The organism is Plantactinospora sp. BB1 (assembly GCF_003030385.1).
Lineage (GTDB): Bacteria > Actinomycetota > Actinomycetes > Mycobacteriales > Micromonosporaceae > Plantactinospora.
In genome coordinates, this window is sequence record NZ_CP028159.1 from 2117171 (window position 1) to 2140848 (window position 23678).

General features: G+C 73.2%; 27 protein-coding genes. 17 read left to right on the forward strand and 10 right to left on the reverse strand.

Annotation, left to right across the window (positions count from 1 at the left end; translation table 11 throughout):
- Positions 1 to 57 precede the first annotated feature (57 nt).
- Both C6W10_RS09105 and C6W10_RS09110 read right to left on the reverse strand, forming a co-directional pair.
- Complete coding sequence (locus tag C6W10_RS09105) at positions 58 to 1602, reverse strand: Rv2578c family radical SAM protein (RefSeq protein ID WP_369938108.1); 1545 nt, start codon at positions 1600 to 1602, stop codon at positions 58 to 60.
- Between the two features lie 93 nt (positions 1603 to 1695).
- Positions 1696 to 2724: a LacI family DNA-binding transcriptional regulator gene (locus C6W10_RS09110; protein ID WP_107257695.1), complete on the reverse strand. Its 1029-nt coding sequence runs from the start codon at positions 2722 to 2724 to the stop codon at positions 1696 to 1698.
- Between the two features lie 303 nt (positions 2725 to 3027).
- Here C6W10_RS09110 and C6W10_RS09115 point away from each other — a divergent pair, with 303 nt between their 5' ends.
- The 3 genes from C6W10_RS09115 to C6W10_RS09125 are packed head-to-tail and all read left to right on the forward strand — an operon-like array spanning position 3028 to position 5495.
- Entirely contained in the window at positions 3028 to 4206 is a 1179-nt protein-coding gene (locus C6W10_RS09115; protein ID WP_107257696.1) for a Gfo/Idh/MocA family protein, read from the forward strand.
- Positions 4203 to 5018, forward strand: a complete 816-nt coding sequence (locus tag C6W10_RS09120; RefSeq protein ID WP_107257697.1) for a sugar phosphate isomerase/epimerase — start codon at positions 4203 to 4205, stop codon at positions 5016 to 5018. The genes C6W10_RS09115 and C6W10_RS09120 overlap by 4 nt, the downstream gene beginning before the upstream one ends.
- A gap of 33 nt (positions 5019 to 5051) precedes the next feature.
- Complete coding sequence (locus C6W10_RS09125) at positions 5052 to 5495, forward strand: thiol-disulfide oxidoreductase DCC family protein (RefSeq protein WP_107257698.1); 444 nt, start codon at positions 5052 to 5054, stop codon at positions 5493 to 5495.
- On the opposite strand, the gene C6W10_RS09130 is transcribed toward C6W10_RS09125, so the two are convergent.
- The 3 genes from C6W10_RS09130 to trxA all read right to left on the reverse strand — a co-directional run bounded on the left by C6W10_RS09130 (position 5435) and on the right by trxA (position 7298).
- Positions 5435 to 6364, reverse strand: coding sequence for an MFS transporter permease (locus tag C6W10_RS09130; protein ID WP_234361673.1), 930 nt, complete (start codon positions 6362 to 6364; stop codon positions 5435 to 5437). The genes C6W10_RS09125 and C6W10_RS09130 overlap by 61 nt on opposite strands.
- Complete coding sequence (locus C6W10_RS09135) at positions 6349 to 6750, reverse strand: hypothetical protein (RefSeq protein ID WP_369938112.1); 402 nt, start codon at positions 6748 to 6750, stop codon at positions 6349 to 6351. The genes C6W10_RS09130 and C6W10_RS09135 overlap by 16 nt, the downstream gene beginning before the upstream one ends.
- 185 nt (positions 6751 to 6935) lie before the next feature.
- Positions 6936 to 7298, reverse strand: coding sequence for a thioredoxin (gene trxA / locus C6W10_RS09140; protein WP_107257700.1), 363 nt, complete (start codon positions 7296 to 7298; stop codon positions 6936 to 6938).
- Positions 7299 to 7928: 630 nt separating this feature from the next.
- Between trxA and C6W10_RS09145 the strand changes: the two genes are divergently transcribed.
- The 10 genes from C6W10_RS09145 (at position 7929) to C6W10_RS09190 (ending at position 15811) form a co-directional block, all read left to right on the forward strand.
- Positions 7929 to 8468 carry a hypothetical protein gene (locus C6W10_RS09145; protein ID WP_234359459.1) on the forward strand — a complete coding sequence of 180 codons (540 nt, stop codon included), beginning with the start codon at positions 7929 to 7931 and terminating at the stop codon, positions 8466 to 8468.
- 24 nt (positions 8469 to 8492) lie between these two features.
- Positions 8493 to 9131 (forward strand): RNA methyltransferase, encoded by a 639-nt coding sequence (locus C6W10_RS09150; protein WP_107257701.1) that lies wholly within the window; start codon positions 8493 to 8495, stop codon positions 9129 to 9131.
- A 104-nt stretch (positions 9132 to 9235) separates the two neighbouring features.
- Positions 9236 to 9952, forward strand: coding sequence for a DUF6758 family protein (locus C6W10_RS09155; protein WP_369938115.1), 717 nt, complete (start codon positions 9236 to 9238; stop codon positions 9950 to 9952).
- A gap of 119 nt (positions 9953 to 10071) precedes the next feature.
- Positions 10072 to 10230: a hypothetical protein gene (locus tag C6W10_RS37920; protein WP_165436875.1), complete on the forward strand. Its 159-nt coding sequence runs from the start codon at positions 10072 to 10074 to the stop codon at positions 10228 to 10230.
- Positions 10231 to 10236: 6 nt separating this feature from the next.
- The gene (locus C6W10_RS09165; protein WP_107257703.1) at positions 10237 to 11112 is read left to right on the forward strand and encodes a PH domain-containing protein; all 876 of its coding nucleotides are present in this window, start codon (positions 10237 to 10239) and stop codon (positions 11110 to 11112) included.
- A 177-nt stretch (positions 11113 to 11289) separates the two neighbouring features.
- Entirely contained in the window at positions 11290 to 12000 is a 711-nt protein-coding gene (locus C6W10_RS09170; RefSeq protein WP_107257704.1) for a SigE family RNA polymerase sigma factor, read from the forward strand.
- Positions 12001 to 12005: 5 nt separating this feature from the next.
- Positions 12006 to 13172 (forward strand): hypothetical protein, encoded by a 1167-nt coding sequence (locus tag C6W10_RS09175; protein WP_159104525.1) that lies wholly within the window; start codon positions 12006 to 12008, stop codon positions 13170 to 13172.
- A 10-nt stretch (positions 13173 to 13182) separates the two neighbouring features.
- Positions 13183 to 14082, forward strand: coding sequence for a PHP domain-containing protein (locus C6W10_RS09180; protein ID WP_107257706.1), 900 nt, complete (start codon positions 13183 to 13185; stop codon positions 14080 to 14082).
- A 40-nt stretch (positions 14083 to 14122) separates the two neighbouring features.
- The gene (locus C6W10_RS09185) at positions 14123 to 14737 is read left to right on the forward strand and encodes a MarC family protein (RefSeq protein ID WP_107257707.1); all 615 of its coding nucleotides are present in this window, start codon (positions 14123 to 14125) and stop codon (positions 14735 to 14737) included.
- A 132-nt stretch (positions 14738 to 14869) separates the two neighbouring features.
- Positions 14870 to 15811 (forward strand): RecB family exonuclease, encoded by a 942-nt coding sequence (locus C6W10_RS09190; protein ID WP_369938119.1) that lies wholly within the window; start codon positions 14870 to 14872, stop codon positions 15809 to 15811.
- Positions 15812 to 15930: 119 nt separating this feature from the next.
- On the opposite strand, the gene C6W10_RS09195 is transcribed toward C6W10_RS09190, so the two are convergent.
- Complete coding sequence (locus C6W10_RS09195; protein ID WP_107257708.1) at positions 15931 to 16356, reverse strand: Fur family transcriptional regulator; 426 nt, start codon at positions 16354 to 16356, stop codon at positions 15931 to 15933.
- Positions 16357 to 16567: 211 nt separating this feature from the next.
- Between C6W10_RS09195 and C6W10_RS09200 the strand changes: the two genes are divergently transcribed.
- Entirely contained in the window at positions 16568 to 17053 is a 486-nt protein-coding gene (locus tag C6W10_RS09200) for a DUF2231 domain-containing protein (RefSeq protein ID WP_107263781.1), read from the forward strand.
- Positions 17054 to 17084: 31 nt separating this feature from the next.
- Here the strand turns inward: C6W10_RS09200 and C6W10_RS09205 are convergent, their stop codons facing one another.
- Positions 17085 to 17423: a hypothetical protein gene (locus tag C6W10_RS09205; protein WP_107257709.1), complete on the reverse strand. Its 339-nt coding sequence runs from the start codon at positions 17421 to 17423 to the stop codon at positions 17085 to 17087.
- A gap of 93 nt (positions 17424 to 17516) precedes the next feature.
- On the opposite strand from C6W10_RS09205, the gene C6W10_RS09210 reads away from it, so the two are divergent.
- A complete protein-coding gene (locus tag C6W10_RS09210; RefSeq protein ID WP_107257710.1) occupies positions 17517 to 17702 on the forward strand; it encodes a hypothetical protein in 186 nt (61 codons plus the stop codon).
- A 48-nt stretch (positions 17703 to 17750) separates the two neighbouring features.
- Here the strand turns inward: C6W10_RS09210 and C6W10_RS38450 are convergent, their stop codons facing one another.
- From C6W10_RS38450 to C6W10_RS09225, 3 genes are all read right to left on the reverse strand, one after another.
- Positions 17751 to 18350 (reverse strand): flagellar biosynthesis protein FlgA, encoded by a 600-nt coding sequence (locus C6W10_RS38450; protein WP_234361674.1) that lies wholly within the window; start codon positions 18348 to 18350, stop codon positions 17751 to 17753.
- Positions 18351 to 18546: 196 nt separating this feature from the next.
- Complete coding sequence (locus C6W10_RS09220) at positions 18547 to 18939, reverse strand: FmdB family zinc ribbon protein (protein WP_107257711.1); 393 nt, start codon at positions 18937 to 18939, stop codon at positions 18547 to 18549.
- 151 nt (positions 18940 to 19090) lie between these two features.
- Positions 19091 to 19705 (reverse strand): 5-formyltetrahydrofolate cyclo-ligase, encoded by a 615-nt coding sequence (locus tag C6W10_RS09225; protein ID WP_107257712.1) that lies wholly within the window; start codon positions 19703 to 19705, stop codon positions 19091 to 19093.
- A gap of 101 nt (positions 19706 to 19806) precedes the next feature.
- On the opposite strand from C6W10_RS09225, the gene C6W10_RS38455 reads away from it, so the two are divergent.
- Positions 19807 to 22701 carry a diguanylate cyclase gene (locus C6W10_RS38455; protein ID WP_234361675.1) on the forward strand — a complete coding sequence of 965 codons (2895 nt, stop codon included), beginning with the start codon at positions 19807 to 19809 and terminating at the stop codon, positions 22699 to 22701.
- Between the two features lie 9 nt (positions 22702 to 22710).
- The gene (locus tag C6W10_RS09235) at positions 22711 to 23667 is read left to right on the forward strand and encodes a UTP--glucose-1-phosphate uridylyltransferase (protein ID WP_107257713.1); all 957 of its coding nucleotides are present in this window, start codon (positions 22711 to 22713) and stop codon (positions 23665 to 23667) included.
- Positions 23668 to 23678 lie beyond the last annotated feature (11 nt).

Here is a 23678-nt window from a genome sequence, read left to right on the forward strand (position 1 = left end):
GCGACTCTAGCTCGGCTCCGGTGCGGCCGGCTCGGCTCGAACCCGCCATGGGCACCGTCAGAGCAGGGTGAGCTGCTCGACGGCGGGCGTCGGTGCGGGTGCCGGCACCTGGCGGGCCTCGCCCGGCTCGGAGCGGTGCAGGCCGTGGCGCCGGGCCGCCATCCGGACCCGGGCGGTCAGCTCGCGCTGGTATGCCTGTGGCAGGTAGGAGCCCCGGCCGTAGAGGCTCCGGTAGCGCGGCACCAGCTGCGGAAACTCCCGGCCGAGCCAGCTCGCGTACCACTCCCGGGCCCCGGGGCGCAGGTGCAGCGGCAACGGGGTGACACTCACCGCCCCCGCTGCCGCGATCGCCGCCACCGTCTCCTCGATGGACTCGTCGCTGTCGGTCAGCCCGGGCAGGATCGGGGCCATCAGCACCCCGACCGGAAAGCCGGCGTCGGTCAGCCGGCGTACCGCGTCGAGCCGGCGTCGCGGGCTGGGTGTGCCCGACTCGACGGCACGCCACATCCGCTCGTCGACGAAGCCGACCGACATCGAGATGCCGACCCGGGTGACGGTGGCCGCCTGCTGGAGCAGCGGCAGGTCACGCAGGATCAGGGTGCCCTTGGTCAGGATCGAGAACGGGTTGGCGAAGTCGCGCAGCGCCGTCAGGATCGGCGGCATCAGCCGGTAGCGCCCCTCGGCCCGCTGGTAGCAGTCGACGTTGGTGCCCATCGCGACGTGCTCGCCCGACCACCTCGGTGCCGCCAGCTCGCGGCGGACCAGCTCGCCCGCGTTGACCTTGACCACCACCTTGCTGTCGAAGTCGCGCCCCGGGTCCAGGTCGAGATAGGTGTGGGTGCCGCGGGCGAAGCAGTTGTGGCTGACCACGCCGTTGGCGACGAAGTCGCCGGTGCCGGTGGTGATGTCGTAGAGCTGGAGATCCTGGTTGAGCGGCTCGATGCGGCGGATCCGCAGCACCGCCCGGCCGCCGAGGATGGTCCCGTCGAGGCCGCCGGCCGGGAGGTCGGCGGGGCCCGGCGTGGCCCGACCGGTGCCGACCAGGCTGTCGGTGATCGCCAGATAGGGCCGGGGCGGCTCGCCGGGCGGTGCGCCGACCACGTGCTTCCAGCCGCGCGGGGTGAGGAACCGGTGGTCGCCGCTGGCGGTCAGCTCGGTGCCGTCGGCCAGCACGATCCGGTATGCCGGCTTCACCGTCGACCAGTGCGCCAGCACCTCGGTCCGGACGTAGCGCCGGTGGTTGCCCTGGGCGACGGTGCCGTAGATCTGGTCGCCGATCCGCAGCTCGGAAAGGGGTCGGGTGCGCCCGTCGGCGAGCAGGATCGCGGTGTCGCCGGCCAGGCAGTAGGCGCAGGCGTGGCTGCACCCCCGGTAGGGGTTGATCGTCCACTGGAACGGCACCCGGGAGGCGCCCGGCACCCGGTTGATGATCGACTTGGCGTGCACCTCGTAGAAGGTCATGCCGGCGAAGTCGGGTGTGTCGAAGGTGCGGACGGTCGCGCCGGGCAGCGCCAGCGGCAGGGGTGGAGCCGCTGGCGCTGCCCCCGGTGGGGGCCCGCTGTCGGGGGGAGCCGACCTCAGGTTTTCCCAGCGCATGGCCATTATTCGAACATACGTACGACGCCCGACGCAACTCGCCACGCCCGGCGCCGACGACCCCGGCGCCGCCGGAGTCAGTTGACCGGGGACCTGCGGCTACCGGCCGTCGGGGGGCGGGGCACTGCTCTCCCGGCGGACCAGTTCCGCGGCGACGTGTTCGATCTGCGGGGTGTTCAGCGGCTCGGGCGGTTGCAGCGCGAGGGTCATCGCCCGGGCGCCCATGTCGGCCAGGGGCAGCCGGATCGTGGTGAGCGCGGGCGTCACGTCCCGGGCGATCGGCATGTCGTCGAAGCCCACCACGCTGATTTGGCCCGGTACGTCGATGCCTCGGGACCGCAGCAGCGCGAGGGCGCCGATCGCCATCGAGTCGTTCAGCGCGACGATCGCGGTGACCTCGGGATGGGTATCCAGCAGCGTGGCGGTGGCGGTGGCGCCGCCCGAGCGGTCGAAGTCGGCGTAGACGATCTGCCGGGTGGTGAGCTTCTGGCCGTGCTCCCGGGCGGCCCGGCGCAGCCCGGCGAGCCGGTCGGTGGTGGTGGTGAGGTGTCGCGGCCCGGCGACGACGCCGATCCGGGTGTGTCCGAGGCCGTAGAGTTCGGCGCCGATCAGGTGCCCGCCGGCCTCGTTGGCCGGGATGACAGCATGCCCGCTGTGCTCGTGCCGGCCGATCACCGCGACGTGCCCGCCGGTGGACTGGTAGACCCGCAGCTTGGCGTCGAGCGTGTTGGTGAACTGCTCGTCGTGGTAGCCCGAGCCGGCCAGGATGATCGCGGCGGCCTGGTTGGCCCGGAGCAGCTCGACGTACTCCAGTTCCTTGTCCGGGTCCCGGTAGGTGTTGCAGATGATGACCAGCCGGCCGTGCTCGGTGGCGACCCGTTGCAGCCCTCGGGTGATCTCCGCGAAGTACGGGTCGGAGACGTCGTGCACGATCACGCCGACCGCGCTGCGGTGGTTGCGGGCGAGCTGCTGGGCGTGCGCGTTGGGGACGTACTGCAACTCCTCGACCGCCGCGAGCACCCGCTCGCGGAGCGCGTCGGTCACCGGCTTCGGACTGCCGTTGATGATTCTCGACGCGGTGGCGGGTGACACGCCGGCCCGCCGCGCGACATCCGCCAGAGTGGCCATCGACCCGTTCCCTCCCCGACCGCCCGGTGGCGGGTTGCAGGTGAGGATATCGCGGCGGCGTCGCGGCCATTCACGGCCGTCGCGGGCCGGTGACCCCGGCGGCTGGAGATCACCGCCGGTGCCGGGAGGCTCTTGCCCGAATCGGAACGGAGTCGGTAGCGTAATCGGGAAAGCGCTTACCGACGTACGGCGTGCTCCACCGCGACCATCGCGCGCCAGGACGAACCCCCACCGCACCACACGTACCCCCGCGCGCTCGACGAGTGGCACCCGCGGATCAGCCAGCCTGAGGAGGCGACGTACATGGGCCGCACCACGATCGGCATCGTGCTCAACGGCGTGACCGGCCGGATGGGCTACCGGCAGCACCTGGTCCGATCACTGCTCGCCATCCGGGAGCAGGGCGGACTGGCGCTGCCCGACGGCCGCCGGCTCTGGCCCGAACCGATCCTGGTCGGGCGCAGCGAGGCCAAGCTCCAGGAGATCGCCCAGCGGCACGGGCTGACCGAGTGGACCACCGACCTGCCCGCCGCGCTGGCCCGCCCGGACGTGCAGATCTACTTCGACTCCCAGGTCACCGCCCAGCGGGAGAAGGCGCTGAAGCTGGCGATCGAGGCCGGCAAGCACATCTACACCGAGAAGCCGACCGCCGAGGACCTCGCCGGGGCGATCGAGTTGGCCCGGCTGGCCGACGCCGCCGGCATCAAGCACGGCGTGGTGCAGGACAAGCTCTTCCTGCCCGGCCTGCGCAAGCTCGACCGGCTGGTGAAGGGCGGCTTCTTCGGCCGCATCCTCTCGGTACGCGGCGAGTTCGGCTACTGGGTCTTCGAGGGCGACTGGCAGGCGGCGCAGCGGCCGTCCTGGAACTACCGGGCCGCCGACGGGGGCGGCATCACGGTCGACATGTTCCCCCACTGGCACTACGTGCTGGAGCAGATCTTCGGCCGGGTAGCCGCGGTGACGGCGCACGTCACCACGCACATCCCGCACCGGTGGGACGAGGCCGGCGAGCGCTACGACGCCACCGCCGACGACGCGGCCTACGGCATCTTCGAGATCGAGCGGCCCGGGCAGTCGGGCCGGATCGTGGCCCAGATCAACTCCTCCTGGTCGGTCCGGGTCTACCGGGACGAGCTGGTCGAGTTCCAGGTCGACGGCACCGAGGGCAGCGCGGTGGCCGGGCTGCGCAACTGCCGGATCCAGCACCGGGCGACCACGCCGAAGCCGGTGTGGAACCCGGACCTGCCGGCGACCGAGGACTTCCGGTCACAGTGGCAGGTCGTGCCGGACAACGAGGAGTTCGACAACGGCTTCAAGGCGCAGTGGGAGCTGTTCCTCCGGCACGTGGTCGTCGACGAACCGTACGGCTGGGACCTCTGGGCGGGCGCCCGGGGCGTACAGCTCGCCGAGCTGGGGCTCGCCTCCGCCCGGGACGGCCGGCGGATCGAGATCCCGGACCTCGACGGCGAGCCCGCCCGATGAGTACCGTGCGGGAACGGTTCTCGTTCAACCAGGCCACCGCCAAGTACTGGCCGATTCCCGAGCTGGTCGACGGCTGCCTGTCGACCGGGGTGACCCAGGTCGGGCTCTGGCGGGAGGAGACCCTCGCGCACGGGCTGGAGAAGACCGCCACGCTGATGCGCGACTCCGGGCTCGCGGTCACCTCGCTGTGCCGGGGTGGTTTCTTCCAGACCCCCGACTGGTACGACGAGAACCGCCGGGCGATCGACGAGGCCGCCACCCTCGGGGCGCCGGTGCTGGTGCTGGTCTCCGGCGGCCTGCCGGACGGCAGCCGGGACGTGGACGCGGCCCGGGCACACGTCGGCGAGGCGATCGGCGAGCTGGTGCCGCACGCCCGCGCCGCCGGGGTACGGCTGGCGATCGAGCCGCTGCACCCGATGTACTGCTCGGACCGCTGCGTGGTGTCCAGCCTCGGTCAGGCGCTGGACCTGGCCGCGCCGCATCCGGCCGAGACGGTCGGTGTCGTGGTGGACACCTACCACATCTGGTGGGACGACCAGGTCTGGGCGCAGATCGACCGGGCCGGCCGGGAGGAGCGGATCGCCTGCTTCCAGGTCGCGGACTGGGCGACCCCGCTGCCCGAGGGGGTGCTGCTCGGTCGCGCCCTGCCCGGCGACGGCTGTGTGGAACTGCGCCGGTTCCGGGAGGCGGTGGAGGCCGCCGGCTATCGGGGGCCGATCGAGGTCGAGGTCTTCAACGCCGAGGTCTGGGCCCGGCCGGGCCAGGAGATCCTGGATCGCACCCTGTCGGGTTACCTCGCCCACGTGGATTAGCCGGCGCCGCCGTCGGCGGGGGAGACTGGTCCCATGGACCAGCCCACCTTCGTGTACGACGGCGACTGCGCCTTCTGCACCACCTGCGCCGAGTTCATCGGCCGGCGGATTCCGACCGGGGCCAAGGTGGTGCCCTGGCAGTTCGCCGACCTCGACGCGCTCGGGCTGACCGTCGACCAGTGCGAGGAGGCGGTCTGGTGGGTCGGCACCGACGGCGTACGCGCCGCCGGCCCGGACGCGATCGCCCGGCTGCTCGGCGCGAGCCGCCCCGGCTGGCGGCTGCTCGGCGCCGGCCTGCGGCTGCCTCCGGTGCGCCTGCTCGCCTGGCCGGCGTACCGCTGGGTGGCCCGCAACCGGCACCGCCTGCCGGGCGGTACGGCGGCCTGCTCGCTGCCGCAGGCGACCCGGGACCGGCTCTACGGTACGGCCGGCGACCGCGCGGCGGGCGGCTCCGCCGGGACCGCCTCGGCGTCCTGACCGCCTCGGCGGGCGAGCTGGCGCAGCCGTTCGACCGGGCGGAGCCGCTCCAGCGCCAGGAAGCTGGTCATCGCCACCAGGTGCGGGGCGAACGAGATGGTGATGGTGGCGATGGTGACCAGGTGGAACGAGTAGAAGAACGCCACCACGGCCTGTCGCCAGCGCGGTGACACCACGAAGACCAGCGGGCTGAGCAGCTCGAACGCGATGATCCCGAACTGTGCCGCGATCAGCAGGTACGGCACCTGGGCGATCAGGTCGGCCAGCTCGGTGCCGCGCCGGATGATGGCCCGGGCGAGTACCGAGCCGGTCATCCACTCCAGCCCGCCGAACCGGAGCTTGGCCCAGGCGGCCAGGAAGTAGGTGCAGACCACGGCGATCTGGGTGACCCGGAGTGCCCAGCCGGCGGCCTCGCTCATGGTGCGGTCGGCGTGCCGGGCCCGGCCCACGGTCGGCAGCACGGCCAGCGCCACCAGGAAGGCGAACCGGTCGTGGTCCACCTTCCCGTAGCTCATCGCGATGACCATCCACTCGAAATAGAGCACGAAGACGGCCCAGCCGAGTGCCCGGGGCGCCCGTCCGGTCGCGGCGGCGAGGGCGAGCAGCAGCAGCGCCCAGAAGACGAGGTTGACCAGCAGCGGGGTCGGGGTCGGCAGCGGGAGCAGCCGGCCGACGAAGAGCGGCTGGTACAGCTCGCCGGGGATGCTGGCCTTGTCGCGGATCCAGGGCGTGAAGACCAGCAGGTCCGCGGCGACGAAGAGGTAGACCAGGGTACGGAAGGCGGCGACCCGGGCCCGGGGTACCGGTTCGGTCAGCCAGCCGGAGACGGCGGCGCCGATCCGTCTCGACGTGTTCACGACGCCTGCCACCGGACCACCGTCTCGTCGATCGTGTTCCCGGTCGGCCGGCCGTCCGTGATGCCGTGCCAGCGGATCACGATGCGTACCTCGACGATCGGTGGTGCGCCGGGATGCCGATCGGCGTACGCGTCGGCGACCTGGCGCAGCAGGGTCGGGTCGGCCTCGTACCGGCTCTGCTGGCCCTCGATCTCGGCCCGGCGGATGCCGGTGTTCTGCTCGCCGAGCCCGACCACCGCGCCGGTGGCGTCGACCCCCTCGATCCGGGTGTCCGGGGCGGGGTCGTCCGGCGGGTTGGAGCCGGCGTACATCCGGAACGGACCGAACGGGAAGTGGTCGTCCTGGCCCCAGAGGGTGCCGGCGAGCAGCACCACGCCGGCCAGCAGGGTGAGGCCCACCCGGAGTCTCCGGCCCCGCCTCGGCAACGCGTCCATCGGTTCGAGACCTTACGCGGTGCCCGCAAGCCCCGGGGACCGTCGGTCCGGCCGTCCAGCCCGCCGACCCCGGCGAAGACGGCTCCGGCCGGACACCGGGGTACGGTGTCCGGCCGGAGCGCGGTCGTGTTACGTGGTCAGTTTGCCGTTCAGTGGCTGTGCTCGGCGAGCTGCTTGCGTACGTCGTCCATGTCCAGCGCCTGCACCTGCTCGATCAGCGACTCCAGCGCCGACTCCGGCAGGGCGCCCGGCTGGGCGAAGACGATCACGCCGTCGCGGATCGCCATGATCGTGGGGATGGACCGGATGTCGAACTTCGCGGCGATCTCCTGCTGCGCCTCGGTGTCGACCTTGCCGAAGACGATCTCCTGGTGCTTCTCCGAGGAGCGCTCGTACACCGGCGCGAACCGCTTGCACGGGCCACACCAGTCCGCCCAGAAGTCCACCAGCACGATGCCCGGCTGCTCGGTCACCTCGTCGAAGTTGGCTGTGGTCAGCTCAACGGTCGCCATTGATCACTCCGATCACCGCAATTGGCTTACGACTGGAAAACCCGCCCGGTCTCCTCGGAATTCCCTGGCACGGCGGGTTGAAACGGTCATCGTGTGCGGGCTCACGTTCCGGCGCCGGTATCGATGAGGGTCGGTGATCCGACCGGTCCGGATGTGAAACACCGGTGACATAGTTCGATGACGGACAGTTATGGGAGCGTTTCCAAGACTTCCGCTGGCCAGTCCGGGTGTGATCCGGAAACTTGCCGGTTGGCAAGCGGAAACAGGTGACATAACGGATGCCCGGGCGCGTACGACCGTTCACGTTCAGTAACATTACAAAAAGGTAACTGTGACCCCGATCTCGTGGTGGACTCTTCTGCCGACCGGGTCGGGTCGGGCAGAATCTTCCCCATCAGAGCGTGGGCGGCGGGTGCCGGGGAGGGCCCCGCCGCTCATTGCGTCCGGGGTCGGTTTCCTCCGCCCGGCACACCTCATTAATCAGTGCCACGGACTCCTCGGTCCGGTCGGTGACGTCGGCAATGCCGCGTCCGGCCGCCGGGTCGACCGGCGACGACACCAGCACTACCGCTTTTCGGGCGGAACCGGGCCTTCCGCCTATTGTCGGCTTATGCTGACCCGGGAGGCGCCATGAGCCACACCGGATCTCCGGACTCGCCCGGTGCCACGCACGGTGCCTGGCGGGCCACCGTCACCGGCTACCCGCCCGACGACTGGCGACTGCTCGTCCGGCTGCCCGGCCGGGTGATCGTCGCGGCCTCGTCGGCCCGGCCGGAGAACCCGGTCCGGGCGGTCACCGAGGGCCTGGCCGGCCTGGACGGCATCGCCGCCGGGCGGTCGTTCGACAGCGAACTGGTCCGGGCCGTGGTCGCCGCCATCTACGCCGAGTCCGACGACGGGCACTCCGGGCCGGTCCGCGCCGGACACGTCGACGCCGGACTCGCCGAACTGCTCCGGTCCTGCCGGGCCGCCGTCGAGACGCTGGCCCGACACGCCGACCCGGCCGACTCGGCCGCCTACCGGCAGTGGGTGCAGTCGGTCGCGGCCCGGGTCTGCCGGGCCGCCGGTTCCGACGGCCGGCCCCGTCCGTTCGGCGATCCGGTGGATCCGGAGCAGCGCCGGGTGCTGGACCAGCTCGGCGAGGCGCTGGGCCTGCGCCCGGCCGGCTGACCGGCGTGCGTACCCTCGGCAACCGTGGACGCTGCCGAGGTCGAGCTTGAGGTCGGGGTCGGGCCGTGGCCGGGCGAGCCGCCGGCCGATCCCCGGTACGACCCCGAACTGCTCAGCCAGGGCGACCGGCGCAACGTCGTCGACCGGTACCGCTACTGGCGGCGGGAGGCAATCGTCGCCGACCTGGACCTGCGCCGGCACGACTTCCACGTGGCGATCGAGAACTGGCAGCACGACTTCAACATCGGCACCGTGGTCCGCAACGCCAACGCCTTCCTCGCCGCCGAGGTGCACGTGGTGGGGCGGCGGCGGTGGAACCGGCGGGGTGCCATGGTGACCGACCGCTACCAGCACGTCCGGCACCACGAGACGATCGAAGGGTTCCTGCGCTGGTGCCGCGCCGCCGACCTGCCGGTGATCGGCATCGACAACCTGCCCGGGTCGCGACCGCTGGAGAGCGCGGTGCTGCCGCGCCGCTGCGTACTGCTGTTCGGGCAGGAGGGGCCGGGGCTCTCCGAGCCGGCCCGGCTCGCCTGCTCGGCGGTCTTCTCCATCGCCCAGTACGGCTCGACCCGGTCGATCAACGCCGGGGTGGCCAGCGGGATCGCCATGCACGCCTGGATCCGCGCGTACGGGGGTGAGCCGCCCGGCGAGCCCGGCTGACCTGGCCCACGGCGTCCCGACCGTACGCAGAACGACCCGAAAAGGCCGGTTCGCCTTGACTCGGGGCCACTGGTACGGGGACTGTAGTTGTCGTGGGTGTCGCGGTGAGCTGTCCACGTTGCGGCGGTCCGGTCCGAGCACCGGACCTGATGCACACCGCCTGGCGGTGTCCGGACTGCGGTCCGGTCGCTCCGCTGCACGTCGCCGAGCACATCGGGCCGGAGATCGTGGCCAGCACCGTCGAGCGGATCGTCGAACAGCGCGATCCGGCCGACCGGGAGGCCCGGTTCCCGGGAGCCCGGTCCGGCGCGCCGATGCCGCTCTGGTGCCTCTGGCCGCTGCCGCAGGGCTGGACGATGACCGGGGTCGGCTGGGCCGGTGACGATCGCGGCGGCGTACGCGCCACCGCGGTGGCCTGCACCGGGCCGGACCGGCTCGGCGGTGGACCCGCCGACCTGGTGTTGGTCGCCGAGGAGCCGGGCGTCGGCCTGGGCACCCGGCTGGCCGGTACCACCGGGGTCGACCCGGGCCCGCAGCTCGCGGAGGCGCTGACCGATCCCGGCCCGGGTTCCGCCGAGCGGGTCGCGCACGCCAAGATCCGGGCCGGCGGCCATCCGACTCCACTATGGTCAGTCAAATCTCCGACAGACCGGAGCGCCTACGCCGGTGAAGCTCGGGGGATCTGGCTCTATGCGATAACCTGGCCGGCGAGTGCGGGTTACCTCCTCGCGGAAGACGTCGAACTCCACGACCTGACCGAGTGGACACCGCCCGAGCTCGTCTACGGTGCTCCGTCCCCCTACCTGCACGGGAGGGTCTGATATGGCCAGCCAGGCTGGGGCGGAGGGCGTATGTGGATTATTTCCCGCAGGACACCCGACTGATACTCTGGGTTTTGCCGGGGTTCGCAACCCGGTGCCGCACGGAGGGATGGCCCGCCATGGTTAAAAAGGTCCTCACCTGGGGCGGTATCGCCTTCCTGGTTTTCTTCATCGCCTACCAGCCCTCCTCCGCCGCCGACGTCTTCAAGTCGCTGGGCGGCAGCCTGCTGGACGTTGCCCAGGGCTTCGGCGACTTCTTCACCGACCTCGTCGCTTAGCCGCCCATGGGCAATCCGTCGGGTGAACCCCCTGAGCCCGAGGACGACGACGAACGTCGACGGCGCGAGCGGGACACCGAGCCGATCCCCCGGGTCCGACCCGACGAAGGGCCGGAGTTCGGTACCGGCCCGGACTACGCCGCCGGTCCCTCCTATTCGGACGGGCCCGCCTACTCCGACGGCATCGGCTACGGCGACCGCCGGGCCGGCACCCGGGGCTGGGTCCGTGACCCGGACCAGGGTCCGGAGATCTCCGAGGAGGAGCTCGCCGGCCTCCGGGTCGACGCCTCGGGGATGCCGCTCGGCCCGCGCCGGGTCCTGCCGCTGGAGGACGAGCCGACCTCGCTGGTGGCCCGCTATCTCTTCCCGACCGAGCGCTACCGGGGCGAGTGGAAGCGGCACAAGATCTACCTCGCCACCCCGCTGCTGATCGGCCTGCTCGCCACCTTCGTGCTCGGCTACCTCTCCGGCTTCCTCGCCGGCCAGGAGGTCGGCGCGCTGACCACCGTGGCGGTGCTGATCTGGCTCGGCATCATGGGCTGGGTCGCCTGGAAGGTCGCGGACTGGTATTTCGACCGGTTCATCCTGACCAACAAGCGGGTGATGGTGGTCAACGGGATCATCACCCGGCAGGTCGCGATGATGCCGCTGCTGCGGGTCACCGACATGAAATACGAGCAGTCGCCGCTCGGCCGGGCCCTCAACTACGGCACCTTCGTGCTGGAGTCGGCCGGTCAGGAGCAGGCGCTGCGGGAGATCAAATATCTTCCCAACCCCAACGAGCTCTACCTGCGCGTGGTCGAGGAGATGTACGAGCCGCAGGCGGTCGAGGCGCGGCTGGGCAAGGAGGCCGAGGAGGCCAAGGCCGACGACGGCGCCTGACGGCCCACCCCGGCACGACCGGGCGGCGGTGTGACGCTGCCGACGCGGTGGGCGACACCGGTGCGCAAAACGGCGGTTCCCTGCCCGAACATCGAACTGAATCGCACCTTTCCGCCGTAGACCTGCGGGTCGGGCTTGTGGCAGCCTTCGGATTGGCACAGGCGGGGGGAGGCGGGAGTGGCGCCGAAGCACTCGGTGGACGAGGAGTTCCGCGAATTCGTCGCGGCCCGATCGGCTGCCCTGCTGCGTACGGCCTACCTGCTCGCCGGGGACTGGGCCACCGCCGAGGACCTGTTGCAGACCGCGTTGACCAAGACGTACCTGGCCTGGAAGCGGCTCGGCGAGATCGAGGCGGTCGAGCCGTACGCCCGGCGGGTCCTGATCAACACGGCGACCAGCTGGTGGCGGCGGCGCTGGCACGGCGAGCGCCCCACCGAGGTGCTACCCGAGCGGCCCGCCCCGGACCAGATCGAGGAGCAGCTCGAACGCGACCGGCTGTGGCGGCACGTCCGCACCCTGCCGGTCCGGCAGCGGGCCGTCCTGGTGCTCCGGTTCTACGAGGATCTCTCCGAAGCGCAGACGGCCGCGCTGCTCGACATCTCACCGGGCACGGTGAAGAGCCAGACCTCCCGGGCCCTCTCCACACTCCGCCGCCGGCTCGGCGCCGAGGCCGACAGCCGGGTGCCGCAGGGCGAGGAGGCGCTGACCCCGGTACCCCTCCGAGCGGCCGACGGCGACGGCGGCCGGTTCGAGCCCGCGCAGCAGTCGTTCGGCCAACGTCCGGCCCTCCCGCCGGAGCTGCCGAGACCGCGTCAGGCCGGAGCCCGGCGGCCGGCCGCCCTCTCGGTGCCGGCCCCGCCCGGTCCGGCGGTCGGAGCGGAAGCGTGACGCCGATGCTGGAAGATTCGCTGCGCGACATGTTCGCCACCCGGGTCGACACACCGCCGGTGGCCGACGACCCGGCCGGCAGGGTGATCCAACGGGGTCGGCTCGCCCGCCGACGCCGCGCCGTCAGCTCGCTGGCGGCGGTGGCGGCCGCGCTGGTCCTGGTCACCGCCGGTGCCGCCTCGCTCGGCGGCGGATGGCTGCTCGAACGGCCGTCCAACGGACCCGCCGCCGGCTTCGAGGTGGACTCGCTGGCCGAGGTCACGGTCGGGCCGGTGCAGCCGCCGACCCCCGGCCGGGAAACCGGGGTAGGACTCGACATCCGCAGCGGCGACCAGCTCTGGACCACCGACGGCCGGCGGCTGAGCCTGGCCGGCGTCGGCGAGGTGACCCGGGTCTACCGGGTGCCGGGCGGCTGGGTGTACGCCGGGGCCCGGCAGGTCAGGTTCCTCCGGCCAGACGGCACCTCGGTGGCGCTCAGCGGCGAGGACGACCGGTGGGCGCTGAGCGCCGACGGCGACCGGCTGGCCTTCCAACTCGACACCACCCTGTACCTCGCCCGGGTCGGCCCGACCGGGCTGGCCCTGATGGACCACGTCGAGGTGCCCGCCGGCACCTGGCCGGTGGCGGTCACCGCCGACCGGGTGGTGGTCTCCGACGGCTCCCGGGGCTACGGCTTCGTCGACCTGGCCCACCCGGCCCGGCAACCGACCCGCAACGCGGACGTGACGGCGATCTACGGGGTACGCGCCGACGGTGTCGTCGGGCTGGTCCGGGAGGAGAGCGGGAACCGGCGCTGCCTGGCCAGGCTCGCCTCGACCGGCGGGAAACTGCAACCGGTGCGCAGTGGCGGTTGCGGGCTCGGCCTGCGCGCCGAGGCCCCCGACGGCGGCCTCGCCCCGGGCGGCCGATGGCTCGCCGAGCGGCGCGGCGCCGAGGTCGCGCTGATCGACATCGACCGGGTACTGAACGGCGGCGACACCGTCGTCGCCTGCCCGGCCGCCGGTGACGTGCCGCCGGTCTGGGCCGACGACCGGACGGTGGTGACCGGGGACGAGAGGCAGGTCGTACGCTGCCGCACCGACGGCACCGAGGAGATCGTGCCGCTGCCCGACGGAGTCTCGGAGAAGTGGCAGCTCGTGCCGAGGCTGACCGCCCCGGCCGACGGCCGGTAGCCTCGGCCCGGTGACGTCCCGCCAGTCCGAGACGCCCGACCACGCAGGCCGGGTCCGGATCGACCTGCACGCCCACTCGACCGCCAGCGACGGCACCTGCACGCCAGAGGAACTCGTCCGGGCCGCCCGGGCCACCGGGCTCGACGTACTGGCCATCACCGACCACGACACCACCGGAGGCTGGGAGCGGGCCGCCGCCGCTCGGCCGCCGGGACTCACCCTGGTCCGAGGCGCGGAACTCTCCTGCCGCTGGTACGGCACCGAGCCGTCGATCCCGCTGCACCTGCTCGGCTACCTCTTCGACCCGGAGTCGCCGGAGCTGGTGGCCGAGCTGACCCGGGTACGCGCCGCCCGCGAGGTACGCGGCGAACGCATCGTCGAACTGCTCCGGGCCGACGGCATCGACGTCGACTGGGCGGAGATCCGGGACGCCGCCGGGGGTGGCACGGTGGGCCGGCCGCACATCGCACAGGCGCTGATCCGGGCCGGCCTGGTGGCGACCACCGCCGAGGCGTTCGCCCCGCACTGGCTCGGCGAGCGCTACCGGCTGCCCAAGGACGACATCGACGTGTTCCGGGCGGTCCGGCTGATCCGGCAGGCCGGCGGGGTGCCGGTGATGGCCCACCCGAGGGCGACCAGGCGGGGGCGGATCGTGCCCGACTCGTTGATCGTCGAGTTGGCCGCAGCCGGGCTGGCCGGGCTGGAGGCGGAGCACGAGGACCACTCGCCGGCCGAGCGGGACGCCGTACGGGCCCTCGCCGCCGAGCTGGGACTGCTGGTCACCGGCTCCTCCGACTTCCACGGTGCGCACAAGAGCGTCCGGCTCGGCGCGTACACCACCGAGGTCGAGGCGTACGAGCGGATTCTCGCGGCGAGCAGCGGGGTCGGGGTACTCGCCGACCCGGGCTGACCTCGGCGGATGCGGCTCGGCGTCCGGCTAACGTGATCACGTGAACATGAAGCTGCTCGGCGAGGTCCTGCTGACCCTGCTGGTGATCACGGACCCACCGGGCATGGTGCCGATCTTCCTCGCCCTGACCGGCCAGATGCCGGCCCGGGAACGGGTACGCGCCGCGTGGCAGGCGGTGGCGCTCGCCCTCGGGGTGATCGTCGTGTTCGCGGTAGCCGGGCAGACCCTGCTGGACTATCTGCACATCGACCTGCCGGCGTTGCAGGGCGCCGGTGGCCTGCTGCTGCTGTTGGTCGCGTTGGAACTGCTCACCGGCAAGGCCGACGACCCCGGCCAGCAGAACACCTCGAACATCGCGCTGGTGCCGCTCGGTACGCCCCTGCTGGCCGGTCCCGGCGCGATCGTCGCCACGATGCTCTTCGTACAGCGCGCCGAGGGCACGGCCGACTACCTGGCGATCGGGGTCGGCATCGTCGCGGTGATGGTGGCGGTCTGGCTGATCCTGCGCTTCTCCGGGATCGTGGTCAGGGTGCTCCGGCCGGCCGGGATCGAGGTGCTGACCCGGATCGCCGGCCTGCTGCTCGCCGCGATCGCGGTGCAGTTGATCGCCGACTCCGTCGCCGCCTTCGTCACCGCACACCTGCACGCCTCCTGAGCGTTCCGCGGACTCCGGTCGCCGCCCTCCCGTCCCGCCCTCGGCGGGCGTGCCTCTGCCGACACGTGTCGTCCGGGGGCGGGCGGGTGGCGGATCGACGGGGGTGTCGGACCGGCATGGCAGGATCGGGGCGTGCGAAGGCCATCGTCCGCCGGCAACCGGACCCCTCGACCGCGCGGCGCCCAGCCCGAGCAGTTGGGGTTCGACGGGATGCCCGAGCGCCTCTTCGTCTGCACGCCGAGCAAGCTCGGCACGTACACGGACTGCCCGCGCCGCTACCGCTACTCCTATCTCGACCGGCCGGCGCCGCCCAAGGGGCCGCCGTGGGCGCACAACTCCCTCGGCGCGAGCGTGCACACCGCACTGCGTAACTGGTATGCGCTGCCGCCCGACCGCCGCCGCCCCGAGGCGCTGCCGACGCTGCTCAAGGGCACCTGGGTCCGGGAGGGCTACCGCGACGAGGAGCAGGAGCGGGCGATCTTCCGCCGGGCACTGGAGTGGCTCGAGTCCTACGTGGAGACGCTCGACCCCGCCGACGAGCCGTTGGGGGTGGAGCGGGTGGTGGCGGTCAAGACCGCCGTACTGGCGTTCAACGGTCGCGCCGACCGGATCGACTCGCGCACCGGCCCGGACGGTACGGAGTTGGTGATCGTCGACTACAAGACCGGGCGTACCGGCCTGGACTCCGACGACGCCCGTGGCTCCCAGGCGCTCGCGCTCTACGCCTACGCGGCCGAGCGGGTCTTCCGCAAGCCGTGCCGGCGGGTGGAGCTGCACCACCTGCCGACCCGGACGGTGGCCGGGCACGACCACAGCGAGGAATCGCTCGCCCGGCAACTCGCCCGGGCCGAGGACACCGCCCGGGACATCATCGCCGCCGAGCGGGCGGTCGCCGACGGCACCGACCCGGACGAGGCATTTCCGGTCTCGCCCGGCATCCGGTGCGGCTGGTGCGACTACCGCCGCAGTTGCCCGGCCGGTGCCGACGCCCCCGAGCGCGAGCCCTGGGCGGCGGTGGAACGCGCCCTCGTGCCCGTCGAGCCGGGCGACGGCGGGCACGCCGAGACGGCGTGACGCGCCGACGGGTGCCTCGCCCGCGTTCCGGTTCCCTCCGGCCAATGCCGCCCGTCCGACGGCGGGCGGCGGGCGGCGGGTTGTTCTGGGCGCGGCCGGGTCGCTGGGCGCGGCCGTGATCAGTCGTCGGTGGCCCTGCGCGACTGGCAGCTCGGGCAGAGGCCCCAGTAGGTGACCTCGGCCTCGTCGACCTGGAAGCCGTACGCGGTCACCGGGTCGAGGCAGGGTGCGGAACCGACCGCGCAGTCCACGTCGGCGATCTCGCCGCAGCCCCGGCAGACGACATGGTGGTGGTTGTCGCCGACCCGCGCCTCGTACCGGGCGGGTGACCCGGCCGGCTCGATCCGGCGGGAGAGCCCGGCCCGGGAGAGCGCACCCAGTACGTCGTAGATCGCCTGCGTCGAGACCGAGTCGAGGCGTTGCCGGACCCGCTGGGTGATCTCCTCCACCTCCAGGTGCCCACCGGCGGCCAGCACCTCGAGTACGGCGAGGCGCGGCCGGGTGACCCGAAGGCCCCTCGACCGGAGCAGTTCCTCGCCAGTCATCCCACTATCACAGCACGTCGATGGGGACCCAACAAGGCGGATGCGAGTCGATCGTGGCGCCCGCCACACGTACCCGGTGTCGCACCCGAGGTGGAACCCGGCTGAACCGCCCCGGCTCGATCCCCGTGTACCGGTATAGGTCGCGGATGACGTGATCGAATTTTCGTACCGTCCGTTCGCTCCCGTCGGGAGCGGTAGCAAGGAGGCGTCGGTGTTCAGGGAAGTCATGGGTCTCCCCGCACACGCGTTGCTGGTGCACGCGGCCGTCGTCTTCGTGCCGCTGCTCGCGCTGGTCTCCACCGGGTACGCCGTGCTGCCCCGGTTCCGCAACCGGCTCGACTGGGCGGCGGCGGTGTTGGCGGTGGCCGCGCCGGTCGCCGCCTTCTTCGCGGTGCAGTCCGGTGAGGAACTCCAGGAGGTACTGACCGCCAAGGGCTACGGCCCGGAGATCCTGCAGAAGGTGGTGGAGCACCAGGGGTACGGCGAACTGACCCTCTGGTGGAGTCTCGCCCTCGGCGTGGTGACGCTGGTGCTGCTGGTGGTGACCAGCCCCCGGTTCACCCGGGAGCGGTCCCTGCCGGGGTGGCTCAACCTGCTGCTCGGCGCGATCGTGGTGGTGCTCGCCGCGCTCAACGTCTGGTACGTCTACCTCACCGGGGACACCGGCGCCGAGGCGGTCTGGCAGGGCGTCCTCTAGCGGGGCGTGCTGCGGTCCCGGCCGCCGGTCGTCAGAAGAGGGCCCGGGAGCAGAGCAGGCACATCAGCACCAGTACCACCGCGCCGCCGACCATGCCGACGCCGTAGGTCAGCGTCCGTGCGCTCCCCTCCTCGGCGTCCAGCGCGGCATGGTCCTGGCCCGGCAGTGGCCGTGGCGGCGCCGGCTGTACGTGCAGCGGTGGGCGCCAGCCCGGCGGCGGGGTGATGCTCGGCGGCGGGCCGGGATAGTGGATCTCGGGTACCGGTGGCGGCGCCGGGGACCCTGCCGTGGACTCCGGGGCGTCGGCGGGCGGTCCGGTGGGTCGACGCCAGAAGGCGTCATCGGCGGAGTTCCCGCTCTGCGTCGTCACGCTGTCCGACGCTACCAACCCGAGCCCTCCGCGGCCCCTCGCCCGCGGTCACCGACGGAGCCGTCGACCCGGCGCCCCGGGTACGCTTGCCGGGTGTCCGGGACGGAGCAGCAGCACAGCACGAGCGGCGGGCGGGACGACGAGCGGCCGGTCAGGTCGACCGGTGACCGTCGGGTGCCGCCGGAGCAGTCGGTGGACGACACCGACCGGGGCTGGGGCGAGCGGCCGGACTCCAACGACGAGCGGCTACTCGCCGATCGGCCACCGCACTGGGGCTGACCGCCTGCCCCCTCCGGCACCCGTCGACGGGCTCCGGTCGCGACGCGGCTACGCGCGAACGATGATCGCGAAGCGGGTGGATTCCGGCATCCCGACCGCCCGGTGGGCCTGGTCGGGGCGGAGCGCCAGGTAGATGGCGCTGGCCGCGCCGTCGGTCTGGCCCGGCCCGAGTACGTCGAGTACCAGCACCCGGGTGGCCAGTACGGTCGGCTTCGGGGACCGGCCCGCCTGGTCGCCGCCGGGCGCCGCGAGGAGATCCACCCGGGCTCCCGGCCGGGCCACGGTCAGCGCCGCCGGTTCGGCGAGCCGGATCGGCACCCCCACGGTCCCCTCCGGCACCGGCACCCCGCTCGGCGCTGCCGGCGCACCCGGCGACCCGCTCCCCGCCGGGCTCGCCCCGGCCGGCCCGTCGGACCCCGTGCCGGCGACCGGCGCAGCGGACCGGGACGGACCGACCTCGCCCCCGGTGGGGCCGGCCGACGGCGCGGGACAGGTCGAGGTCGGCTCCCGCAGGTAGAGCGCACCGAGCGCGAGCGTCACCAGGGCGACCACCAGCAGCCAGCGCAGGATTGAGCCGGCGCCGGGGCGTGTCCAGCGGGCCGGGCTCAGCGTGCCGTCCCGACGGGTGGGCGTACGGTCGAGCGCCACGGCGAACCTCCCTCGCCCGGCGACGCCAGCGAGGTCGGCGCCGTCCGGTGCGCAGCAGGCTAGGCGAGGTCGGCCCGGGGAGGCGGCGGAAAACTCACAGCCTGTGGATAACTCGGAGGGCTGTGGATAACTCCTCGGAACGCGACGGCGACGTCGACCCCCGACGAGTCGGGCGAGGGCGGCAGGTCGGCGGCCGTCAGGTCGAGCTGGTCGAGGAGGAGGAGGCCGCCTTCGGCTTGCCGGCGGACCCGCTCGACGCGCCGTTGGCCGAGCCGGAGGCCCCGCCGCTGCCGGACGTGCCGGACGTGCCGCCGCCGGTCGAACCCGAGTCGCCGCCGGAGCCGGTCTTCGCGGAGTCGCTCTTCGACGAGTCGGACTTGCTCGCCGCGGAGCCGCCACCCTCCGAACCGTTGCTCCGGGAGTCGGTCCGATAGAAGCCGGAACCCTTGAAGACGATGCCGACGGAGTTGAAGAGCTTGCGCAGGCGACCCTCGCACGCCGGGCACTCGGTCAACGGCTCGTCGGTGAAGGACTGCACCGCCTCGAGCTGGTGGCCGCACTCGGTGCAGGCGTACTGGTAGGTGGGCACGTTCCCCTCCGGATCTTGCAGCCTGTTGGCACTCGACGTATCCGAGTGCCAATGGTGCGGCATCGTACCCGTTTTCGTCCAGCCGAAGTGTCCAGGCCGACGCCGGGCGGGACTCCGACCGGCCGCCCGGCAACGCGAGCAGCGGGAGCCGTCAACCGGCCCCCACGTGCTCGAACCCGCCGGAAGGGGTGATCACGGCGCGTACCGGACGGTCATGATCCATCGCCGGCACCGAGTCGACCAGTTCGCCGTCGTGCAACAGCGCCACGGTGAGAGCGCCGGGCGCGACCCGGGCCAGGGCGCGGTCGTACGAGCCGCCGCCGCGACCGAGCCGGAGACCGCGCCGGTCGACCGCCACCGCCGGTACGACGACCAGCCCGGCGGAGCCGATCGCACCCGGACCGAGCCGGTCGGTACGGGGCTCCCGCAGCCCCCGACCGGCCGCGACCAGTGAACCCGGTCCGGCGTACGGCGCCCAGTCCAGGTCGAGGTCCGGGCGGAGTACCGGCAGCAGGAGTCGCCCGGCCGGTCCCAGCGCGGCGACCAACTCGTCCGGCAACCCGGCCCCGCCCGGCTCGCTGCCGACCGGAACGTAACCGGTGATCAGGCGTGGTCGTACCCGCTGGACCAGGGCACGCAGCTCGGCCCGGAGGCGCTCGGCGGCGGCCAGCCGGGCCGGAGCCGACAGCGCCCGGCGCCGGGCCAGCACGGTGGTCCGGAGCGCGATCTTGCGCGGACCGACACCTTCATCCGAAAAATCCGGCACGTAACACTCCCGGGGCCAGGCCGGTTAACCAATGCGGTTGGGTCAGCATCGCAGCATCGGGTGCCGAGCTTCCGGGGGGATGAGTGACGCTGCGCGGACGGTTGACCACAGCTTTCCTCGCCGTCGTGCTCGGGCCGGTGCTGCTCGGCGCGCTCTCCGTCGCCGGTACGGTCGCCACGGCAAGCCGCCACCAGGCCGAACACCGGCTCAACCTCGCCGCCGAAGCCGTCCGTACGTCGGTCGGCGCGCTCTGTCGACAGTTGCACGCCACGGCTGGAGCGCTGGCCGTACTCGCCGATCCGACCAGCCGGACCGGCGCGGCGGGCGAGGTGGTGACCCGGGGGCTGGCGGACGCGGTCGTGATCCTCGGTTCGGCCGACACGGTCGAGTTCGTCACTCCGGCGGCACCCGCCCGCCCCTGGGCCTCCTGCGACGGCGCCGCCGGTACCGGCCCGGCACCCCGTGCCCTGGCGGCCCGGGTCGAACTCCGGGACGGCTCGGGAGCGGTGACCGGCGCGGTCTGGACCGCACAGGCCCTCGACGCGGCGTTCGTCCGCCGGCTCGCCAGCGCCAGCGGAACGGCGGTGACCCTGCTGCGCGAGGTGCCCGCGCCGGCCGTGACCTCCCCGGGGCCGTCGCCGTCGGGCTCGGTCCCCGAACCGGATCCCGTCCCCGAACCGGATCCCGTGCCCGAACCGGACCCCGTTCCCGAACCGGGGCTCGCGTTTCCGGTGCCCGGACCCGTCGGCAGTGCCGCGCCGCACACCGTCTCCTCGTCGGTCTCCTCGTCGGCCGGTTCGTCGGCCGGTTCGTCCGCCGGAACCGCGGCGCCCGGCGGCGCAGTTCCGGACGCCGGACCGCAGGGGGCCGAGTCACCGAGTACCGAGTCGACCGGTTCCCGGGCGGCCGTGCTCGCCGCCGCCCGGCGGATCTCCGGGGACAAGGTCGTCCAGGCGAACGGGGGCCGGTACGTCCGGCGGGTCGGTCCGGCACCCGGTCAGCCGCTACCGCTGGTGCTGTCGGTACCCCGGGACCCGCCGATGACCCGGTACGGCCCCCTGGCGATCGTCGTGCTCCTCGCCGGGGTGTTCGCGGTGCTCGCCGCCGGCCGGCTGGCCCGGTCGACCACCCGGCCACTGGCCGAACTGGCCCGGGCCGCCGACCGGGTCGCCGAGGGTGACCTGGCGACCCGGGTACCGGTCCGGTCCCCGGACGAGGTCGGCCGGCTCGCCGACAGCTTCAACCGGATGACCCGGGAGGCGGAGTCCTACCTCCGGGCGCTGGTGGTCAGTCGGCACCAGCTGCGCGAGCAGCTCGCCGTGCTCGGCGACACCCTGGCCAGCTCGCACGACCTGCACCGGATCTTCGAGTTGCTGCTCCGGGCCGCGATGGCGGCGACCGGGGCCCGGGCCGGCGTGGTGCTGCTGCTCGACCCGAGGACGGGAGTCCTGGTCAGCCAGTGCACCGAGGGTCTCGACCGACGCGGTGTCGGGCTCGGCCCACCGGCATCGGCGACCGGCTACGGGGCGGCGCCGTCCGGTAGCGGGGCGGCGTCGTCCGGCACACCCGTCCCCGGCGGCCCGGCGGACGCCGGGACGGCCGGCCCGGCCGACGGCGGGACAGCCGGCCCGGCCGACGGCGGGACAGCCGGCGCCGGGGCCGGCGGGGCGGCGGTTCCGCCGGGCGGCGGGGCAGCCGGTCCGGGGCCCGCTCGGGGGAGCGGGTCGGTGGGCGCGGACCGGGGCCGACCGGCCGACGAACGGCGGCGGCACGGCGATCCACCGGCGCTGCGGGTACCGCTCGGCAAGGGACTGCTCGGCACGGTCGTGGCCACCGGTGAGCCGCGCCGGGGCCGGCTGGACCGGGACGGTCCGCGTCTCTACGGCCGCGAGCCGCGCTGCCGGACCTACGTCGCGGTGCCGCTGCCGTCCTCCGGTACCGCCGGTCAGACGGGGTATCCGGGGGCGGAGCCGGGGAGCGGTACCCCGCCGCTGCGCCCGGCGACCGCCGCCGGCTGGCCGGGTACCGGTGCCGAGGCGGGTACCGCCCGTCCGGGGCTGACGTTCGGGGTGGGACGGGTGCCGGTCAGCGGGCGTACCCCGGTCGGCGTACTGGCCCTCTACGACCGGCTCGGCGCGGACGAGTTCGACGACGTCGACCTGGTCACCCTGGGTACCTTCGCCGACCACGCGGCGGTGGCGGTGGAGAACATCCGGATGCACGAGGAGGCGCAGCGGCTCTCCCTGACCGACCCGCTGACCGGGCTCTGGAACTACCGCTACCTCAAGGAGTCGATCCGGCGGGAGATCGAACGGGCCAGCCGGTTCGGCCGGATGCTCAGCGTGCTCGCCCTCGACCTCGACCGGTTCAAGGAGGTCAACGACACCTACGGGCACGCCGCCGGGGACGCGGTGCTGGCCGAGTTCGCCCAGCGGATCCGGGGCGCGATGCGGGAGGTGGACCTCGCCTTCCGGCAGGGCGGCGAGGAGTTCGTGGTCCTGCTGCCGGAGACGGATGCCCGGGGCGCGGCGACGGTGGCGGAACGGCTCGGCGCGGCCGTCCGGGAGACCCCGATGGCGATCCGTCCCCGGCCCGGCGCGGTCGCCCCGGTCCGGGCCCTAGTCTCGGTCACCGTGTCGATCGGGGTCGCCGTCTATCCCGACCACGCCGCCACCGGCCCGCAACTGCTGGTCGCGGCCGACGAGGCGCTCTACGCGGCGAAGGCGGCGGGCCGCAACACGTACCAGATGGCCACGGCCAGCCACCCGGCCACGCCCGGCGGCCGACCGACCGTCGAGGAGATCCCGGTCCGGACCGGCGCGGCGACGCCGGACGACGGGCTGCCCTGGGCCGGCGGCCGGCCGATGCCCGGCGCGGGCGGCGGCTGGCCGACCCGGGCGGGGCGGTCGGCCGGAGACGGACCGGTCACCGCGGACGGCGGCCCGGACGGCGCGTTATCCGGGCCACAACCGCCGCGCCAGGGCCGTGGCCGATAGTCTCGCGACATGCCGGAGAACGCAGCCACCCCAGCCAACTCCTCGACGTCGACGGCCGGACGACGGGCGGTGAAGGCGGTCATCCCCGCCGCCGGCCTGGCGACCCGGTTCCTTCCCGCCACCAAGGTGGTGCCGAAGGAACTACTGCCGGTCGTCGACCGTCCGGTGTTGCAGTACATCGTCGAGGAGGCTGCCCAGGCCGGTATCGACGACGTGCTGCTGATCACCGGCCGGGGCAAGACCGCGATGGTCGACCACTTCGACCGCCGGCCCGACCTGGAGGCGCGGTTGGAGGAGAAGGGCGACCCGGAGCTGCTGGCGGCGGTGCGCCGGCCGGGGGAACTGGCGCAGATCTACACCTGCCGGCAGCCGGAACAGCTCGGCCTGGGCCACGCCGTCGGGTACGCCGAGACGCACGTCGGTGACCAGCCGTTCGCGGTCATGCTCGGCGACGAGTTCGTGAACCTCTCCGAGCCGCTGCTGCCGGCCATGCTGGACCTCCAGGCCCGGACCGGCGGCATCGTGCTCGCCTTCTTCGAGGTGCCGCCGGAGGAGACCAAGCGGTACGGCATCGCGTCGGTGGCGCCGGCCGACAGCAGCTTCGCCGACCTCGGCGAGGTGGTCGAGGTGACCGGGCTGGTGGAGAAGCCGAAGCCGGAGGACGCGCCGAGCAACCTGGCGGTGCTCGGCCGGTACGTGCTGCCCAGCGCGATCTTCGAGGCGATCGGGCGTACCGGAAAGGGCAGCGGCGGGGAGATCCAGCTCACCGACGCGATGGGTCTGCTGCTCAAGGAGGGCATGCCGGTGCACGCGATCGTCTACCGTGGCACCCGCTACGACACCGGCATGCCGCTGGGCTACCTCCAGACGGTGGTGCAACTGGCCTGCGAGCGCGAGGATCTGGGTGCGGAGTTCCGGCAGTGGCTGGGCGAGTTCGTCGCCTCCGACGCCGGCCGCCGCACATGACGGCCCCCGGT

Excerpts from the sequence above, each read along its gene's own strand:
- C6W10_RS09105 (WP_369938108.1), bottom strand. The coding sequence starts at position 1,602 with ATGGCCATGCGCTGGGAAAACCTGAGGTCGGCTCCCCCCGACAGCGGG.
- C6W10_RS09110 (WP_107257695.1), bottom strand. The coding sequence starts at position 2,724 with ATGGCCACTCTGGCGGATGTCGCGCGGCGGGCCGGCGTGTCACCCGCC.
- C6W10_RS09115 (WP_107257696.1), top strand. The coding sequence starts at position 3,028 with ATGGGCCGCACCACGATCGGCATCGTGCTCAACGGCGTGACCGGCCGG.
- C6W10_RS09120 (WP_107257697.1), top strand. The coding sequence starts at position 4,203 with ATGAGTACCGTGCGGGAACGGTTCTCGTTCAACCAGGCCACCGCCAAG.
- C6W10_RS09125 (WP_107257698.1), top strand. The coding sequence starts at position 5,052 with ATGGACCAGCCCACCTTCGTGTACGACGGCGACTGCGCCTTCTGCACC.
- trxA (WP_107257700.1), bottom strand. The coding sequence starts at position 7,298 with ATGGCGACCGTTGAGCTGACCACAGCCAACTTCGACGAGGTGACCGAG.
- C6W10_RS09145 (WP_234359459.1), top strand. The coding sequence starts at position 7,929 with ATGAGCCACACCGGATCTCCGGACTCGCCCGGTGCCACGCACGGTGCC.
- C6W10_RS37920 (WP_165436875.1), top strand. The coding sequence starts at position 10,072 with ATGGTTAAAAAGGTCCTCACCTGGGGCGGTATCGCCTTCCTGGTTTTC.
- C6W10_RS09165 (WP_107257703.1), top strand. The coding sequence starts at position 10,237 with ATGGGCAATCCGTCGGGTGAACCCCCTGAGCCCGAGGACGACGACGAA.
- C6W10_RS09175 (WP_159104525.1), top strand. The coding sequence starts at position 12,006 with ATGCTGGAAGATTCGCTGCGCGACATGTTCGCCACCCGGGTCGACACA.
- C6W10_RS09195 (WP_107257708.1), bottom strand. The coding sequence starts at position 16,356 with ATGACTGGCGAGGAACTGCTCCGGTCGAGGGGCCTTCGGGTCACCCGG.
- C6W10_RS09235 (WP_107257713.1), top strand. The coding sequence starts at position 22,711 with ATGCCGGAGAACGCAGCCACCCCAGCCAACTCCTCGACGTCGACGGCC.